The sequence below is a fragment of the Armatimonadota bacterium genome, assembly GCA_016223145.1.
GTDB lineage: Bacteria > Armatimonadota > Fimbriimonadia > Fimbriimonadales > Fimbriimonadaceae > Nitrosymbiomonas.
The window spans coordinates 192439-209162 of sequence record JACRPN010000011.1 but is presented as its reverse complement, the minus strand read 5'-3'; the positions used below and the strand labels follow the sequence as shown (position 1 = coordinate 209162).

General features: G+C 61.3%; 15 protein-coding genes. 10 read left to right on the top strand and 5 right to left on the bottom strand.

All coding sequences use genetic code 11. The features are described 5' to 3' along the window. The first annotated feature begins 46 nt into the window (after window positions 1-46). From HZC36_09665 to HZC36_09650, 4 genes are read left to right on the top strand one after another with little or no spacing between them, the layout of a single operon-like run. Window positions 47-259 (top strand): hypothetical protein, encoded by a 213-nt coding sequence (locus HZC36_09665; protein ID MBI5707241.1) that lies wholly within the window; start codon window positions 47-49, stop codon window positions 257-259. Then, complete coding sequence (locus HZC36_09660) at window positions 246-722, top strand: hypothetical protein (GenBank protein MBI5707240.1); 477 nt, start codon at window positions 246-248, stop codon at window positions 720-722. The genes HZC36_09665 and HZC36_09660 overlap by 14 nt, the downstream gene beginning before the upstream one ends. A 52-nt stretch (window positions 723-774) precedes the next feature. After that, window positions 775-1743: a hypothetical protein gene (locus tag HZC36_09655; GenBank protein ID MBI5707239.1), complete on the top strand. Its 969-nt coding sequence runs from the start codon at window positions 775-777 to the stop codon at window positions 1741-1743. Between the two features lie 23 nt (window positions 1744-1766). Beyond that, entirely contained in the window at window positions 1767-2261 is a 495-nt protein-coding gene (locus HZC36_09650) for a DinB family protein (GenBank protein ID MBI5707238.1), read from the top strand. Window positions 2262-2707: 446 nt separating this feature from the next. Here the strand turns inward: HZC36_09650 and HZC36_09645 are convergent, their stop codons facing one another. Beyond that, entirely contained in the window at window positions 2708-3991 is a 1284-nt protein-coding gene (locus HZC36_09645; protein MBI5707237.1) for a DNA polymerase, read from the bottom strand. A 142-nt stretch (window positions 3992-4133) separates the two neighbouring features. Here HZC36_09645 and HZC36_09640 point away from each other — a divergent pair, with 142 nt between their 5' ends. Next, window positions 4134-4817 (top strand): ComEA family DNA-binding protein, encoded by a 684-nt coding sequence (locus tag HZC36_09640; protein MBI5707236.1) that lies wholly within the window; start codon window positions 4134-4136, stop codon window positions 4815-4817. 6 nt (window positions 4818-4823) lie between these two features. Here the strand turns inward: HZC36_09640 and HZC36_09635 are convergent, their stop codons facing one another. Continuing rightward, on the bottom strand, window positions 4824-5330 hold the full coding sequence (locus HZC36_09635) for a hypothetical protein (protein MBI5707235.1): 507 nt from the start codon (window positions 5328-5330) through the stop codon (window positions 4824-4826). Window positions 5331-5432: 102 nt separating this feature from the next. Here HZC36_09635 and acs point away from each other — a divergent pair, with 102 nt between their 5' ends. Beyond that, window positions 5433-7460, top strand: coding sequence for an acetate--CoA ligase (gene acs / locus HZC36_09630; protein MBI5707234.1), 2028 nt, complete (start codon window positions 5433-5435; stop codon window positions 7458-7460). 72 nt (window positions 7461-7532) lie between these two features. Here acs and HZC36_09625 read toward each other — a convergent pair whose 3' ends face one another. The 3 genes from HZC36_09625 to ileS all read right to left on the bottom strand — a co-directional run bounded on the left by HZC36_09625 (window position 7533) and on the right by ileS (window position 11687). Then, window positions 7533-7883, bottom strand: coding sequence for a hypothetical protein (locus tag HZC36_09625; protein MBI5707233.1), 351 nt, complete (start codon window positions 7881-7883; stop codon window positions 7533-7535). A 183-nt stretch (window positions 7884-8066) separates the two neighbouring features. Further along, complete coding sequence (gene lspA / locus HZC36_09620; protein ID MBI5707232.1) at window positions 8067-8603, bottom strand: signal peptidase II; 537 nt, start codon at window positions 8601-8603, stop codon at window positions 8067-8069. Window positions 8604-8801: 198 nt separating this feature from the next. Continuing rightward, window positions 8802-11687 (bottom strand): isoleucine--tRNA ligase, encoded by a 2886-nt coding sequence (ileS, locus tag HZC36_09615; GenBank protein ID MBI5707231.1) that lies wholly within the window; start codon window positions 11685-11687, stop codon window positions 8802-8804. A gap of 170 nt (window positions 11688-11857) precedes the next feature. On the opposite strand from ileS, the gene HZC36_09610 reads away from it, so the two are divergent. The 4 genes from HZC36_09610 to HZC36_09595 all read left to right on the top strand — a co-directional run bounded on the left by HZC36_09610 (window position 11858) and on the right by HZC36_09595 (window position 16722). Then, the gene (locus HZC36_09610; GenBank protein ID MBI5707230.1) at window positions 11858-12760 is read left to right on the top strand and encodes a hypothetical protein; all 903 of its coding nucleotides are present in this window, start codon (window positions 11858-11860) and stop codon (window positions 12758-12760) included. Window positions 12761-13254: 494 nt separating this feature from the next. After that, window positions 13255-13701, top strand: a complete 447-nt coding sequence (gene tnpA, locus HZC36_09605) for an IS200/IS605 family transposase (GenBank protein ID MBI5707229.1) — start codon at window positions 13255-13257, stop codon at window positions 13699-13701. A gap of 248 nt (window positions 13702-13949) precedes the next feature. Further along, window positions 13950-15338: a Gfo/Idh/MocA family oxidoreductase gene (locus HZC36_09600; protein MBI5707228.1), complete on the top strand. Its 1389-nt coding sequence runs from the start codon at window positions 13950-13952 to the stop codon at window positions 15336-15338. Window positions 15339-15492: 154 nt separating this feature from the next. Continuing rightward, window positions 15493-16722 (top strand): Gfo/Idh/MocA family oxidoreductase, encoded by a 1230-nt coding sequence (locus tag HZC36_09595; protein MBI5707227.1) that lies wholly within the window; start codon window positions 15493-15495, stop codon window positions 16720-16722. Window positions 16723-16724 lie beyond the last annotated feature (2 nt).

Here is a 16724-nt window from a genome sequence, read left to right as displayed (position 1 = left end):
ATGCCTTGAAGGAGGCGGATCGAGTCACTGAAAGTACAATGAACTTGTGGCTGCCGACAAACTAGAGAGAGAGGCGTTTTTCAGGGAATGCGAAGCGATGGCCAAACGCCCGCTCAGCCTTCGAATCAAGTACGGGTTCATCAAGACCTATCGGCCCGTCTTGGACGACGCACCCTATCGGTCGTTCGAATCTATGGAGGAGTATCGCCAGTGGTGCGAAAAGAACCTCCCGAGGTGGCTGGGTTTTGGGCGCGTTTGAGTACCGGCAGGCCGAAGAACTGCGCGCGGCATTCGCCAAGCACGGTGTTCGCTACCTATTCATCGGCAAAGCGGGTGCGATCATTCTGGGCTTTCCGGACACCACGCAAGACGTGGATATCTTTCCAGAGAAAAGCGATGAGAACGGTCGAAGGATGATTGCAGCACTTCGCGAACTCAACTTCGAGCTATCACCCGAACGTGAGGCAGAGATCGTGCGTGGGAAGGACTTCGTCGAGCTAAAGGATGGCCCGTTCGACATTGACCTCGTGTTTGCTCCCGATGGCATCGAGACGTTCGAGGATGCGTGGCGGAAGCGAGTCGAGTCGGAGGGGTTCTTCGTGTGCAGCCTGGATGACATCATCGCGAGTAAGCGCGCCGCGAATAGGCTTAAAGACCGTGAGTCCATCGAGAGGCTGGAAGACTTCAGGAACTACATGCAGAAGCGTCGTCCACGGCCATAAAGCTTCGTCATAGGCCGCTGTGACGGGTAGCATCGCCTCGGAGCTTACGCTCATGTCTCGCAAGGCGCTCTTCGCAATCCTCGTCGGGGGCATTTCCGCTTCAGCTCTCGCCAACGGGGCGATGAGCCTGGCGCTGTCCTTCTTCTCCTGGCCCTACTGGCTCGCGTATGTCGCGGCCACGTTGATCTTTGAGGCGATAGCGATGGGCCGGTGGCTTCGATGCACTTGGAAGAAGTCGGCTCTGGCGTCGGTCTTTGCGAACGTGGCAACGGGGATCTTCGGCGGATGCGTCTCCGGCATCGTCGGCTACGAGTTTCTTGGGACAGTGGGAAGTACTGTCAACCCCGATCCGCTTGGACAGGCCATTCTGATGCTCGCGACCTTCGGGCTCGGGTCGGCGTTCGTCGAGGCGCTGTTCTGGCAGAGCGTTCTCAGCAAGCGCGGCAGCCGCCATCCCTACCTGCCGATTCTGGGGCGTAGCTTCGTCGTACACCTCGTCGGTGTTCCTCTGGCTCTCTGCATCCTGCTCATCCCGGACCATCCGTACCCGGGCCTGGAAAGCCAAGTTGCCTGGCATCGCGGGACGGTCAGGCGCGGCTTCAGTTACGATCTCGTGGAGGGGCTCGCAACCTACATGGCGGAACGCGACCGCCTGCCCAAGGCCACCAGCTTCGACGAGATGTTGCGTTTGGTAAAACCCGATGTCGAGAGCGTGTGGCCCATGGCACAACGGGCTTGGCAAGGGCCGGAACGGTGGGTTCTGGGGTATCTCCCCGACTACGCCCGCTTCGACCGCACCGAGATGAAAAGGCGGCCCATCCTCTGGAACACCGCGCTATCGGGAAAACCCCTCGCCGAGATCACGGCTCCGGTATGGCTCATCAAGTGGAGCTATCGAACGGGCTGGACGGAAGCGCTCGTGCTCAAGGGCGACGGCTCGTCGGAGCCGGTTCGAGTGTGGGGCGAGACGCCGGAGGAGTTCGAGCGCAAGATGACGGCGAAGGACTTCGGCTGCTCTTGACGGTATGTGTGTAGACTCGTCCCATGGACGTTCGAGCCGCGTTGAAGAGCCAGTATCACGGCGCATTCCGCATGCTGCGCGAATGTGTGGAGGTGTGTCCCGACGACCTTTGGACCGCCGGCAAATACCCCAGGGAGTTCTGGAAGATCGCCTATCACGCCGTTTTCTACAGCCACCTCTACATGGGCCAAAACCTCGAGGCCTTCACGCCCTGGCACAAGCATCGGGAGAAGGCTCCGGAGCTTTGGGCTGAGGATGCCGTGCCGCTGGAGCCCAACACCAAAGCCGAACTGCTGGAGTACATCGATCATGTGGCCGCGATGGTCGACGCCACCATAGACGGGCTGAACCTGGACACCGATGACTGCGGCATCCCCTGGTACAAGAACTTCCCGAAGCTCGACCATCAGATTCTGAACATCCGGCACCTGCAGGGGCACGTGGGGCAGCTCTCGGAGCTGCTTTTTGCCCGGGACATTGAGACCTCTTGGTTTTCTCGTCAGGCGCCACCACAATAGTCAGCGGGTCCATTCCCCCCCTATCAGCTCCCGACAAGAGCTCCTTCCAATGGACCAGGGAAGGGATGCAGTGTGCTCAAGGCGGGCTGAAGTCCGCCCTCCGTCCTGCAACTCGATTCACCGTTTCTCCGCCTCTCCTGCACGACCCGCCCCCCTCACCCGGTTCGCTTCGCTCACCGCCTCTCCCCAAGGGGCGAGGTGGACCCAGAGCCTTCCCGGTAAGCGCCACCGCCAGGTGCTTAAGGGCTCACGGTGGCGTGCTGGCCCCTCACCCCCGTTCACTTCGCTCACGGACCCTCTCCCACGAGGGGCGAGGGTGTTCACCGCCTCACCCACTCACCGTCTCACTCCCAAGGGGCCAGGCATGGATGCATGCGCTCCGTCCACTGACTCACCCATTCACCGACTCACCGTTTCTCCCGTTCTACGATACTCCCGCTCTCACCCTACTCCCTAGGCGTCCTAGTCTCCGGCATCCAGGCGTTGTCATCCTTGCCCTCCTCAAAGAGCCAGGTCTTGTTGAATGCGATGCGCTCGGGGGCGGCGTTTCGCGCGTTCTCCATGCCGGCCAAAAAGACCGAGTTCTTGCCGTACTTCTGGTTGATGAGGTCGATCGCGCCCGAGAGCTTCATCCGTTCCTGGGCGTTGCCAAAAAGGCTTGGCGTGAGCGTCTCCACCGGCTGAAGGTCGTGGAACACCACAGCCGCCTTCAGGGGCGACTCGAAGGTCCGCCCGGGCCAGGCCTCGAGAAAGCGCTCGGTGAAGGTGACCGCGTCATTGGTCGCATCCACCCGAATCCCAACGCTCCAGTCTTTCTTCCCGCTCACGTGGACCTCCATGGCCCGAGCCGCCAAGTTGTTCGCACGCAATCGCGCCGAGGCTTTGTGGATGAGCCGGAGAAGGAGCTGCTTGACCCCTTCCTCGGTCCGATACTGTGGCCCCATCACGTGCGAGTGGCTCAGGCTCTTGCGCGCCGACTCTTCGCTTTTGAGCTCGAAACCACGCAGCAGGTGCCACCACCGCTCGCCGGTCACCGACCCAAACGCACGGCGCAGCTTCTTGGGGTCGGCTTCGCACATCTGCTGGACCGTGTAAATGCCGGCCGCATTGATGCGCGCCTGCATCCTATAGTTGATCCCGGCGAAGTCGGTGATCTTGAGCCTGTAGAGCGCCTGAGGGAGGTCCGATGCCTCAAGCACCACGAGGCCGTCCGGCTTCTGCATCTCGGTGGCCGTCTTGGCGAGAAACGTGTTTGGGGCGATGCCGATCGAGCACTTTAGGCATTCCCCGACTTGCGTCGTGATCCTACGCTTCAGCTCCATGGCCAAAGCGACGGCCGCCTCGCGCTCGCGCTCCTTGCCCAGCAGGCGGATGGACATCTCATCGATGCTCCAGATCTTTTCGACCGGAAGGAGGGTGTCCACGACCTCCAGGGTCCGGTCGTGGTAGTGGACGTAGACCGGCGGCCTTCCCTCCACGAGGATCAGCTCAGGGCAGAGCCGCTTGGCCTCGTCCACCCGCATGACGGTCTTCACGCCATGTCGCTTGGCTTCGTAGCTTGCGGCGATGACGAAGGTCGTGTCGGCGACCAGCGGCACGACGGCGATGGGCTTGCCGCGCAGTTCCGGCCGCTCCTGCTGCTCGACCGACGCGAAGTAAGCGTTGAGGTCCAGAAACAGATAGCGGAGCTTTCGATCCCCGGTGACGATTGGTAGAGTTGCGTCTACCATACTTGGATTATGCATTATTCGGAGCTCCTTCCAAGAGCGGAATTCTGTCCCGCAGCTATTTGTTGAGGGCGCTCTGATATGAGGCAATGCGAAAGGCCCTTGCAGGAACTTTGGCTATCCCTATCCAAGATAGAAGGGTCATATGCTCGCGCAGCTGACACCCAAAGAGCGGCTTGGCTATACCCTGCTTTTGGCGGGTTTCCTTTTTGTGTGCGGCTTCGTGGGCACGCAGTATGCCAGGCGGCCGGCCGAGATCACCCTCTCGAATGGGCCGCTCGTCCCTGGCGCCATCAGCCAGGCTCAAGTCCCTTCCCTTAGCGTCCCCGCCGAGGTCGTGGTGGATGTGAAGGGGGCGGTGAAGTCGCCGCAAGTGGTCCACCTTCCCCAGGGAAGCCGCGTGGCCGACGCGATCGAGCGTGCCGGCGGCGCCTTGCCGGGAGCGCGCACAGAGGACCTAAACCTGGCGGCCAAGCTCGAGGACGGGACGCAGTTGGTGGTCCCAGAAGCCAATTCGGCCCCGCAGACGTCGACCGAAAAGGCGACATCTTCCTCTCCCAGCTACACTTCGGAGTCCAGCTCGTATTCGAGCAAGCCACGAACGGGGCGCTCGTCGAGTTCCGGCACACCCGCGCCCGGCTCGATCAGCTTGAACACGGCCGACGCGGCGACCCTCGACCGATTGCCTGGGGTCGGGCCCGCCACCGCCGAGAAGATCTTGGAGTATCGCAAAGCGCATGGCGGGTTCTCGTCCATCGAGGAGCTGCTGGCGGTGAAGGGGATTGGGCCAAAGAAGCTTGAGGCTATGCGCAAGTTTTTGAAGCTGTAGACCGCCTCAACGGCAGTCCGATCGTCTCAGCTTCTCGGACGCGTATTCCGTCAACTGGCTCAAGGCGATCACCACCACGTTGGCCTCGCCGAGCCGTAGAAACTCCTCAAAGGAGATGCCATCGATCTCCCCGTTCTCCAGGAGCTCGTCATACATCGCCTTCAGGGCTTCGTTCTGCCCCATTTCCTCCGGAAAGGCGTCCACCCAGAGACCCGGCATCGTGTTGGCACTGCGATAGGCGACAGCGGCCACGTGCATCTTCAACTGAAGCCCCGAGACGCCGTCCGACTCGAGCGACCACTGCCCGTCGTACACATCCAAACCAGCGGAATCGAGCGCCTTTCGGGCCTCGTAGGGCGGCAAGACCGTGCTTGAGGCAATCAGGAAGTTTTTGTCTGGATTCGCTGCGGTGGCAAGGGTGACGCCCATCTCCTGGCAGACGAACACCTCTTTTCCGGTTGCGCGGCGCAAAACCGTACTCGCGAACTGCTCAAAAGGCACCCTCAGGACCATGGCCGTGCCTTGATTATGCCCGGTTGGGGGCTTACCAGGGGGGATTTGGAGTCTGAGGGCCTTATGTCATGATGAATTTGAATCCAATCTTGGAGATTCACTATGTCTGAAACCCTATCCACCTTTTTAGACGAACAAAGCGTGTTTGAGCCCAACGCGTCCTTTGCTCAGAACGCCAACATCACCGACCTCGACATCTACGACAAAGCCGACAGCGACTTCGAAGGCTTCTGGGAAGACTGGGCCAAGAAGCTCCACTGGTTCGAACCGTGGACCAAGGTGCTCGACTGGAAGCTCCCCTATGCCCAGTGGTTTCTCGGCGGCAAGATCAACGCTGCCTACAACTCGCTCGACCGCCACGCCGACGGGCCCCTTGCCAATAAGACGGCGATCCTCTTTGAGGGCGAGCCCGGCGACGTGAAGAAGTACACCTTCCGCGAGCTTCGCGACGAAGTGGCGAAAGTCGCCAACGCACTCAAGGAGCTGGGCGTTCACAAGGGCGACCGCGTGTGCGTGTACATGCCGATGATCCCGGAATTGGCGATCTCGATGCTCGCCTGCGCGCGCATCGGCGCGGTGCACAGTGTGGTGTTCGGCGGCTTCAGCTCAGAGTCCCTGTTCGACCGCATCAACGACGCCAAGGCAAAGGTTATCATGACGGCCGACGGCGGATGGCGGCGCGGCGGCGTAGTTCAGCTCAAGAAGATGGTTGACGAAGCGCTCGCGTCGGGGTGCCCCAGCATCGAGAAGGTACTCGTGTATTCGCGGACCGGCGTGCCGGGAACCTTGACCAACGGCGTGCCGACCCCGGATTACGACCGTGGCGGCTGGGTCGAGGGCCGCGATTTCTGGTGGCACGACGTGGTGAACAGGCAAAGCGCCGATTGCCCCTGCGAGCCGATGGACGCGCAGGACCCGCTGTTCATCCTCTACACCAGCGGCAGCACCGGAAAGCCCAAGGGCATTGTCCACGCCATCGGCGGCTATCTGGTGGGCACCTACGCCACCGGAAACTGGGTGTTCGACTGGAAGGATTCCGACGTGTGGTGGTGCACCGCCGACTGCGGCTGGGTCACCGGCCACACCTACATCGTTTACGGGCCCCTGATGAGCGGCGTGACGTCGGTGATGTACGAAGGCTCGCCCGACACACCCGACAAGGCCCGGTTCTGGCGGATCATCGAAAAGCACAAGATCACGATCCTCTACACGGCGCCGACGGCGATCCGCGCATTTATGAAGTGGGGCAACGAGTTCCCGGAGAAGTGCGACCTCTCGTCGCTCAGGCTTCTGGGCTCTGTCGGAGAACCGATCAACCCCGAAGCTTGGCTCTGGTACCACGAACACATTGGAAAGGGCAACTGCCCGGTGGTGGACACCTGGTGGCAGACGGAGACGGGACACATCCTGATCGCGCCGCTTCCCGGCATCACCAAGTGCAAGCCGGGCTCGGCCACGCGCACCTTCCCGGGCATCAGCGCCGCCATTTACAGCGAGGACGGCCACAACATCAGCGATGAGCACGTGGCCAAAATCAAGGCCGGCAACGCGTCCGGTTCGGTACAGGGCTTCCTGGTCCTCACGCGGCCTTGGCCCGGCATGACGCGCGGGATCTACGGCGATCCGCAGCGCTTCATGGACGTGTATTGGAACCGGTTCCCCGGCGTGTACTTCACCGGCGACGGCGCGCGGCTCGACGAGAACGGGCACTTCTGGCTGATGGGCCGCATGGACGATGTGCTCCTCGTTGCCGGCCACAACATCGGCACGATGGAAGTGGAGAGCGCGCTGGTCAGCCACCCGGCGGTCGCCGAAGCGGCGGTCATCGGCAAGAAGCACGACATGAAGGGTCAAGCGATCTCGGCGTTCGTCATCATCCGCTCTGGCTATGAGGCCTCGGAGAAGCTGGTCAACGAGCTGAAGGCGCACGTCGCCTCGAAGATCGGGCCGATCGCCCGCCCGGACGACGTGATCATCACGGCGGAGCTCCCCAAGACCCGAAGCGGCAAGATCATGCGACGCCTGCTCCGCGACGTGGCAGAGGGCCGGGCGCTTGGTGACACCACGACGCTGGCCGACCCGGCGGTCGTGCAGGGTCTGAAGGACAAGTACGAAAGCGCCGAAGCCTAATCGGTCCACCCCAAACGACACTGGCCCTCGCGTCATGCGAGGGCCAGTCGGCTTTTGGAGGGTTCCCTGAAGCTATTGAATCGGTGGCTTCTTGCGTGCCGAAGCGCGCTTGACGCCGACGGCTTTGGGCTTGGTCTGTTTGGCGGTGGCTGGAGCCTTCTTGGGGGCCGTCGCGGTGGCAGCTTTGCTTGACGACGGTTCCTTGGCCGCAGCCTTGGGTGCGGCTTTGGCTTTGGTCTGGGTTTCTTCGGCCTTCGGCTTATCGCCTTCCTTGAGCTTGTTGCCTAGCTCGACCAGAGCATCGCCTGCCTTATCGAAGAACGGTTTGCCCTTCTTGAGCAGAACGGGTACAGCGGCCGCGGCCGCCACGATGAACGCCAATCGGCCCAACAGGAAAACGCCGCGCAGGGGTGCATGAACCATTGTGTTGCCTCCGAATCTGCTTTCATGGTAGCTCGGTCGGTGAAGGGGTCCGGGACGATGGTCCCGACCTTGAGCCGTTTAGGTGGTGGATTCGAAGCAGGCGCAAGAGTTTGGCGCGCTCCTTTCCTATGCATTTGGCTGGGATGCACAGGCGAGACACCTGCGCTACAACGGCCCCTGTCTCTATTGCGCTTCGCCGGCCACAGGCTCCGAGGGTTTGGCGGCGACTTCGCTCTCCGAAGTTTGCTCAGCCGTCTCCTCAGGGTGGTGCGTGACCAGCTCCCGCGACCACTTGAGGATGAGAATCGCCGCCGCGATCGTGATGCACGAATCGGCGACGTTGAATACCGGGAAATGAATGAGCCGGAAGGCGAACATGTCCGTCACCCGCCCCAGGAACACCCGGTCGATCAGATTGCCCAGGGCGCCGCCTGCGAGCAGGGCCATTGCGGTGTGGATCCAGGCGCTCTCTTGCGGGTGATTCTTGCTGTAGAGGTAAGAGCCGATGCCGATGGCGATGGCGATCGGCGTGAGGAAGATCGCGATGCCCTGGAACATGCCGAACGCGATGCCCTCGTTGGTCTGCAAGGTGATCTCGAACACCCCCGGCCAAGGACCGACCGACTGGTGCGGGTTCAGCGTCTGCCGAACAATCTCCTTGACCACCTGGTCGACGATAACCGACAGCGTGAAAACGGTGAGAAAGATGCGGCGGTTCATAGGCGTCCACCGCCACGAACGAATGCCTCCGCCCCTTCTGGGGTGGAGGCTTGAAGGCTTGCCCCACTCAAGGAACTGAGGCAAAGCCTCCATCCCGAAGATCGGGACGGAAGCATCAACGTGTGCCTCCCGAAACTTCGTGCCAATGCCTCCATCCCGAAGATCGGGACGGAGGCAACAAGATCGTGCGACTCGATTTCATCCGGTGTGGGCGAGCTCCTGTAGGACCTTTCGGCAGCGTCCGCACAAGGGCACGCCGTTCACTTCCTCTACGTCGGGCCTGCGAATTCGGCTCCGCTCGCACTTCAAATAAGGGCTCCTTTCAAATTGTGCCGCGCCCTCGCCCTCCGAAATCTCGACCCAGCTCACCTTGAGGAGGTTTGGCAGGTCCTCGCGGAAGGACTGGAGCGTTTTGAGGGTTTGTGAATCCACGCCTAAGCGGAGCACCGCGTCCTGGCTGTCCTTGATCTCGCCCTTGGCTTTTTCCTGCTCGAACGCCGCGAATACCTCTTCTCGAACTTCGAGAAGAGCCGCCACTCGCGACTGGCGTTCGCAAGCCTCGATCTCCTCGAGCCGGTCCGAAGTCGGAGCTTCGATAACCTGTGTGTGGACACTGGGGCCCAGCGCGCCAGGGATCCGCGCCCAGACCTCTTCAGCCGTGTGGGGCAAGAGCGGCGCCAGCAGCTTGCAGAGGTTCGTCAGCACGTGATGGCAGGCCGCTTGTCCCGACCGCCGAGTCGCCCAATCCTTGCCGTCGCAGTACATCCGGTCCTTGATAGCGTCCAGATAGAACGACGAAAGCTCCTTCACGCAGAAGTTGTGGATCGCCGAGATCACCGCGCCGAAATCGAAGCGCTCATAGGCTTGGAGGCAGTCGGCGACAAGGAGATCGGTCTGAGCGACCACCCACTCATCCACTTCGAGCAACTCCCCCTCCTTGTTTTTGGCTCCGGCCGAAAATGCTTCCGAGTCCCGACCTGTCGGGAAGGAGGGGTTTTCGGGTCCGGTAGCCCCTCCCTTGGTTTTCGCGTCAGCTGAAACTGAGGGAGGGGCCGGCGAGGGAGACCATCCCGTAAGGTTGCCTAGCAAGAAGCGCAGGGTATTGCGGATTCTGCGATAGTTGTCGCCGAACTTCTGCAGCAGGTTCTCGCTGCAGGGAACGTCGAGCTCCCACTTGACGCTGGCCACCCAATAGCGAAGGATGTCTGCGCCGAACTGCCCGCAGACCGTCTCGGGATCGAGCGAGTTCATAAGCCGCTTGCTCATCTTGCGGCCCTCTTCGTCGGTGACCCAGCCGTGGGTCACAAGGGTCCTATAGGGCGCTTCGCCGCGCGTCGCGGTGCCGATGATCAGGCTGGAATTGAACCAGCCGCGATGCTGATCGGAGCCTTCGAGATAGACATCTGCCGGCCAGCGCTCCTTCCAGTTCGGGTTGACATGCCCTTCCAGGACGCAGAGGCTGGTGCAGCCGCTATCGAACCACACGTCGAGGACGTCAGTTTCCTTGCGGAACGTCGTCTCGCCGGTCTGCGGGTGCTTGAAGCCCGCAGGTAATAAGTCGCTAGGGTCTCTATCGAACCAGGCGTCCGATCCCTCGCGTTCCACGAGCTGCGCCACGGACTCGATGACGTCGGGATGAAGGCATGGAACACCAGATTCCGCGCCATAGACGACGGGGATGCCAACACCCCAGGGGCGCTGGCGTGAGATGCACCAATCCGGGCGATTGGCCACCATCGCCGTGATGCGCGCGCGCCCATTTTCCGGGAAGAACTGGACGCCTTCGATCTGCTGCAGCATCCGCTCGCGGAGATCGTTGGTGTCGATGCCCACGAACCACTGTTCGGTGGCGCGGAAGATAACGGGCCGGTCGTCGCGCTCGGCGTGGGGGTAGGAGTGCGTGAAGTCGGAGACCTTGAGCAGCGCACCAACTTCGTTGAGCCGGTCCACCACCGCCACGTCGCAATCCTTGTAGCTGACTCCCGCGAACTCCCCGGCCTCTTGGGTCAGGATGCCGCCCTCGTCAACCGGGCAAAGCACCGGCAGCCCATACTTCTGGCCCGTGAAAAAGTCCTCGCGGCCGTGCCCCGGGGCCGTGTGGACGACGCCGGTGCCATCCTCGGTGGTGACATAGTCGGCAAGCACCGCAACCGAGTCGCGGTCGAAGATCGGATGCTTGAACTTGGAGCCTTCGAACGAGGCCCCGAGCACCACGCGCTCGACCGAATGGCCGCTCCAGCCGAGGTCCTCAGCGAGCCGCCCGACGAGGGGTTCGGCGACCACGAAACGGTCTTCGCCGACGTGGACGATGGCGTAATCCACTGCCGGATGAAAGGCCACGGCCAGGTTCGCCGGGATCGTCCAGGGCGTCGTCGTCCAGATGATCGTCGAGACGTTCGCTAGGCCTCCAGACCATCCGTTCACGTCGTCTCGCAGAGGAAACTTGACGTAGATCGCCTTGCTGGTGTGATCCTTGTAGACGATCTCGGTGTCTGCCAGGGCCGTGCGTGAGGTGGGCGACCACAAGGTGGGCCGCAGGCCCTTGTAGACGTATCCCGCCTCGGCCATGCGCTTGAACACGCGGATGATTTCGGCCTCATACTTGAAGTCCATGGTCGCGTAGGGCTGGTCCCAAAGGCCAAAGATGCCTAGGCGCTTGAACTGTCTGGACTGGATCTCGATGTACTTCGCGGCGTGCTCTCGGCATGCCTTGCGCAGGGTCACGACGTCAGGCTTCTCACCCTTTTCGTGAAACGCCTTCATGACGGTCTGCTCGATCGGAAGGCCATGGTTGTCGTAGCCGGGCACATAGGGGGCACGGTAGCCCATCATGCAGCGCGATTTGACGACGAAATCCTTGAGAATCTTGTTGAGCGCCGTGCCGATGTGGATCGGGCTGTTGGTGTACGGCGGCCCATCGTGCAGCACGAATACGGGCGCATCTTTGCGGGCCTCTTGGGTCAGGCCGTAGAGGTCCATGCGCTCCCATTCGGCCTGCATTTCGGGCTCGCGCGCAGGCAGGTCCGCCTTCATCGGGATCGTGAAGTCGGGGTCCGGCAAATGGAGCGTCTCGCGCAGGTTCATTGGGGGAGTTCAGTGTACCTGGGGAGGAATTCGGGGACGGGCGCCCTTCGACCATGTGGCATAAGGGACAAGTGCGAACAGAACACGGTCGATATCAAAAACCACTTGTGGACCGATCCATACCCCTGCTATACTGACCGGGAGATCGGACGCATCAGAGGGAGTCGAAAATGGCAGTGACAGATTATTGCGTGATCGACGGTGAGGTCGTCTCCGAGGTTCGCAATGGCGTCGAGCGGGACTACGTTCCCGACCCGCAAGGGAACACAGTGGCGTTGCTGGACAGCACACAAACGAAGACGGACACTTACATCTATTGGCCCTTTGGCGAAATCAGATCTTCAACTGGATCTAGTGTAACGCCGTTCAAGTTCGGCGGCACGCTTGGCTATTATCGAGACTCCACAACTCGGACGTATGTTCGAGCACGAGAATTGCAGCAGGTTAACGGCCGATGGATGACCGTGGACCCGTTTTGGCCCGCCGAGCCTGCCTATGGCTATGCCTCGAATCAGCCGACTACGTCAGTTGATACTAGTGGCTATCAGTCCTCGTTAGGCATTAGGGTTATGCTTAAACAAGCTGCACCTCCTATCTATGACCGCAATGATCGTGATCACAACTGCTATACTGCTGCATGTGATGTGGATTTTAGCTTTCGTCCGGGATGGCAATCATACGTGTCAGGGCAAGGACCGGCCCCAAATCCCGACATGCTAACTAGCAATTGTTCCTACCTTGTCGCGATGGCAAAACGCGACGGAGCCTTGATTAACCTTCCTTCAAACGGTCGCTGCCCTGTGGGCTATTACAAAGTAAAGGTATACATCTCCCAATATCCGGACTATCACTTTATCAGGCAAGATGCCAACGGCAGTTGGTCTGACAAGCATGGCGAAAGGCCAGTTCAACCCGAATGTGTTGGAATCATTGACCCAGATTACCATGCCGCGCATCCGACACGACATAACTTCTATCCGACAGGGTGGCCTGCGCCTCACGATCCATTCTGGACTCCAATTTACACAACCAAATGCGGCACCTATTGTGCCAAGAGGCGACCCAAGTGGTGATAGAGCGACTTTGCCTATTAGTGACTGCCTGCATGTTGTTCGGGGTCGCACAAGTTCAGCACTCAGACGACTGGTCGATTAGTTACCGGACTCTTGGGATAGCGGAGCTTAAGGCTCAAGCCCAAACATGGGGTGCAGTTATTACTGATTACTCCAAAGAAGGACACTATGCCTTCCTAGTTAGGATTCCTCGGCAAGAAGTCAGCGTTGGGCAGGCGACTTTTATCCTCTACCGTGGCAGTTCGAGAGAGCAGCTTTCCTTGAAATTCCGCTTCGAGTGCATCGCGCCAGACATGGTTAGCATCGTTGTCGATAAGAGGCGTTCTTATTTAACTTTCATACGAAAGACCGGAAACCAACCATCTGAGGAATTGCTCCGAGTGAGAATGTGGTAGGCGAGGCCCGAAGGGCCGACTTGTTGAAGCGAAGGGCGCTAGCCCTGGGGAGAAGCCGCCCAAAGGAGGAGAGCCCTGTAAGGGCGAACTAGTCCTGAGATGCCGCAGTCGCTCTCCAACATCCTGGTGCACCTGGTGTTCTCCACCAAAGCCAGAGATCCTGCGTTGGCACCCGCAATCCGCGAAGAGCTCTATCCCTATCTGGCGACGGTCCTGAAGAACCTGAACTGTCCAGTGCTTCAGGTCGGCGGCGTCGAAGATCATGTGCACATCCTCTTTCGACTCTCGCGCACGTTGACGATAGCAGAGGTCGTCGAAAAGGTGAAGTCGTCGAGCTCCCGGTGGCTCAAGTCGAAGGGTCTGCCATCCTTTGCCTGGCAGGCGGGATATGGGGCTATGTCGTTGAACGAGGATGGGGTGGCCGCGTGCGTCCGGTACATCCAAGGCCAAGAGGAGCATCACCGGAAGGTGTCGTTTCAGGAGGAGTTTCGGGAGCTTTTGCGGATAGCCGGGATCGAGTTCGACGACCGTTACGTGTGGGATTAGGTCGGCCCTACAGGCCTCTTCGGTTTGTGCGGCCGGTTCACCAGGGCTGGCGCCCTTCGCTGCAACAGGTCGGCCCTGCGGGCCTGAAAGCGGCCTCCGTTAATGCGGCGATTGATCAGGTCAATTCTCTGTTTCGAGCCAATTGAGGGACTCAGCCGGGCCTGTTCTGGTCAGAGAGATGCTGGAGGCACACAGGTCGTGAAGGAAGATCCACCGCACATGCAGAATCCCATTCCAGGTGAACTCAAATGCCCAAGTCTGAACCGTCTCGCCGACAGATCCTCGCCAAAGCCGGAACGGCTGCCGCTGGTATCGCTATAGGCCCCAAGCTCCTGGCCCAGAACCCCAAGCGGGCAACCGACCCGAACGGCCCCCTCAACCTGATGGCCGTCCACACCGACACGGCTCCCAAACCCCAGAAGTCGGCCAACGAGAAGATCGTGTTCGGTCTGATCGGCTGCGGCGGCATGGGCGCGGCCAACATGCGCAACCTCATGCGTTTTGACGATGTCGAGGTAGCTGCGGTTTGCGACGTGGACGACAATCGCATGCCCGGCGACATCAAAACGGTTGAAGACAAGTACAAAAGAAAGCCGGATACCTATAAAGACTATCGCAAGATGTTGGAGCGCAAGGACATCGACGCCGTGATCGTGGGCACTCCGGACCATTGGCACGCCCTGAACTGCATTCACGCCTGCGAGGCCGGCAAGGACATCTATCAGGAAAAGCCGATCAGCCACAACATCCAGGAGGCCGTCAGCATGGGCGCCGCTGCGCGGCACTTCAAGCGCGTGGTCCAGGTGGGCACCTGGCAGCGCAGCGACCCCGAGTTCACCAACGCCATCGATTACGTCCGCTCCGGCAAGCTGGGCAAGGTGACGCACTGCCGGGCCTGGATTGCCGATGGGACGCGGATCGGCAAGGTCCAACCTTCGGCGGTTCCGGCTGGCTTCGACTATGATTTCTGGATCGGCCCAGCTAAAATGGTGCCGTACCAAACCAACAAGACGCACTGGAACTGGCGCTGGGTGATGAATACGGGCGGCGGTTTGACCACCGACTGGGGCGTTCACATGATGGATATCGCCCTGCTCGGGATGAGCCAGGACCAGGACCTGGTGATGCCGACCGAAGTCTCGGCCTATGGCGGCCAGTGGGCGATCACCGACGACGACCGCGACGCTCCGGACACCATTGAGGCGCTGCTCCGGTTCAAGGACCCCGATTTCATCATGACGTGGTCCGTCCTGCGCGACCATCCCGGCAAGCCTGGGCATTGCACCGAGTTCGTCGGCGCGAACGGCCAGACCGTTCGCTGCTGGCGCGGCGGATGGCAGATTCTGGATGGCGGCGGCAAGGAGCTTCCGAAGCCGGAGAAGCCGAAGGTGGGAGACCACTGGCGCGATTTCCTGGACTGCGTGAAGAGCCGAGGCACGCCGAGGGCCGACCTCATGTCGGTGGTGCAGACCACGCTGGTGTGCCACCTCGTGAATGCGAGCCTCTACGCAGGTGAGACGGTGCGCTGGGACAAGGCCAAGATGGACATCGTGGGCCGTGCGGGCAAGAACACGCTGGCCTACTCCAGGCCGTACCGCAGACCGTGGGTACTGCCGAAGTACAAGCTGGGGGCGTAGGCGCGACGGGTGGCGCGAAGCGAGAAGCGAGAGGCGAACTGCGGCCCCTCTCTCCTGCTCCGGAGGAGAGAGGGGTTGGGGAGAGAGGTTCCGGGAGGGCCGAAAGGCGCTTCGCTCTAGATGTTGGACGGCTGTAGAACCGTCGGGAGGCAATATGTCAAAGGTAAGCCGGCACGCATCGCGCCGAGACCTGCTAAAGGCCGGAGGCGCGGCCGCGGCTTTGGCGGCGGTACCCGGGGTTGCAGGCGTTTTCACCGACAAACAGCCCAAGAAGCTCCGCATCGGCGTGGTCGGCGGAGGATTCGGCACCAGCTTCCAGTGGCACGAGCATCCCGACTGCATCGTCGAGGCGGTCAGCGACCTCCGGCCCGAGCGCAAAAAGGCGCTTCAGGACGTCTACCGTTGCGGAAAACCCTACGATTCCCTCGAACTGCTCATCAAGGACAAGAGCGTGGAGGCCGTGGCGGTGTTCACCGGCGCGCCGGACCACGTGCGCCACGCCGTCGCCTGCCTGAAGGCGGGAAAGCACGTGATCAGCGCCGTGCCCGCGTGCTGCAGCGTCGCCGAGGCCGAGGAGCTCCTGCACTGGGTCAAGAAGACCGGCCTAAGCTACATGATGGCGGAGACGAGCTACTACCACCAGTCCGTGATCTCCGCGCGCAAGTTCTATCAAGCGGGCAAGTTCGGGCACATCTTCTACACCGAGGCCGAGTACCAGCACGCCGGCATGGAGCCGCTATGGAAGAACGCCGACGGCACGCCCACCTGGCGGCACGGCTTCCCGCCGATGCGCTATCCCACGCACTGCACGGCGTACCTGGTCGGGCTCTCGCGCGAGCGGCTGACCAGCGTGATGGCGCTCGGATGGGGGCCGGAATACGACCTCTGGAAGCCCAACCAATACAAGAACCCCTACATGTGCGAGACCGCGATGTTCAAGACCGACAAGGGCAACGCGTTCCGGGTGAACGTGTTCTGGTACGGGGCGCACCGGGGCGGGGAGCGCGGGCAGTGGTACGGCAGCGACATGAGCTTCTTTGGGCCGACGACGAACGGCCAGGGGCCGGTGATCGTGCGGCGCAGCGGCCTGAAGGAAAAGGATGCCGGCGGGTTCGAGCGCTCGCTTCCCGAGTTCGAGGAGTACCAGCAGCCGATGTGGTGGAAGACCGACATGCTGCCCGAGCCGCTGCGGCACGACAGCGGCCACGAGGGCTCGCACACGTTCCTCACGCACGAGTTCGTGGACGCGCTGGTGCACGGAAGGCCGCCGGCGATCGACGTCTACGAGTCGCTGGCGATCACGGTGCCGGGGATCGTGGCGCACGAATCGGCGATGAAGGGCGGCAAGCAGATGAGGGTGCCGCAGTTCGATCCGGTGGGCTAGGG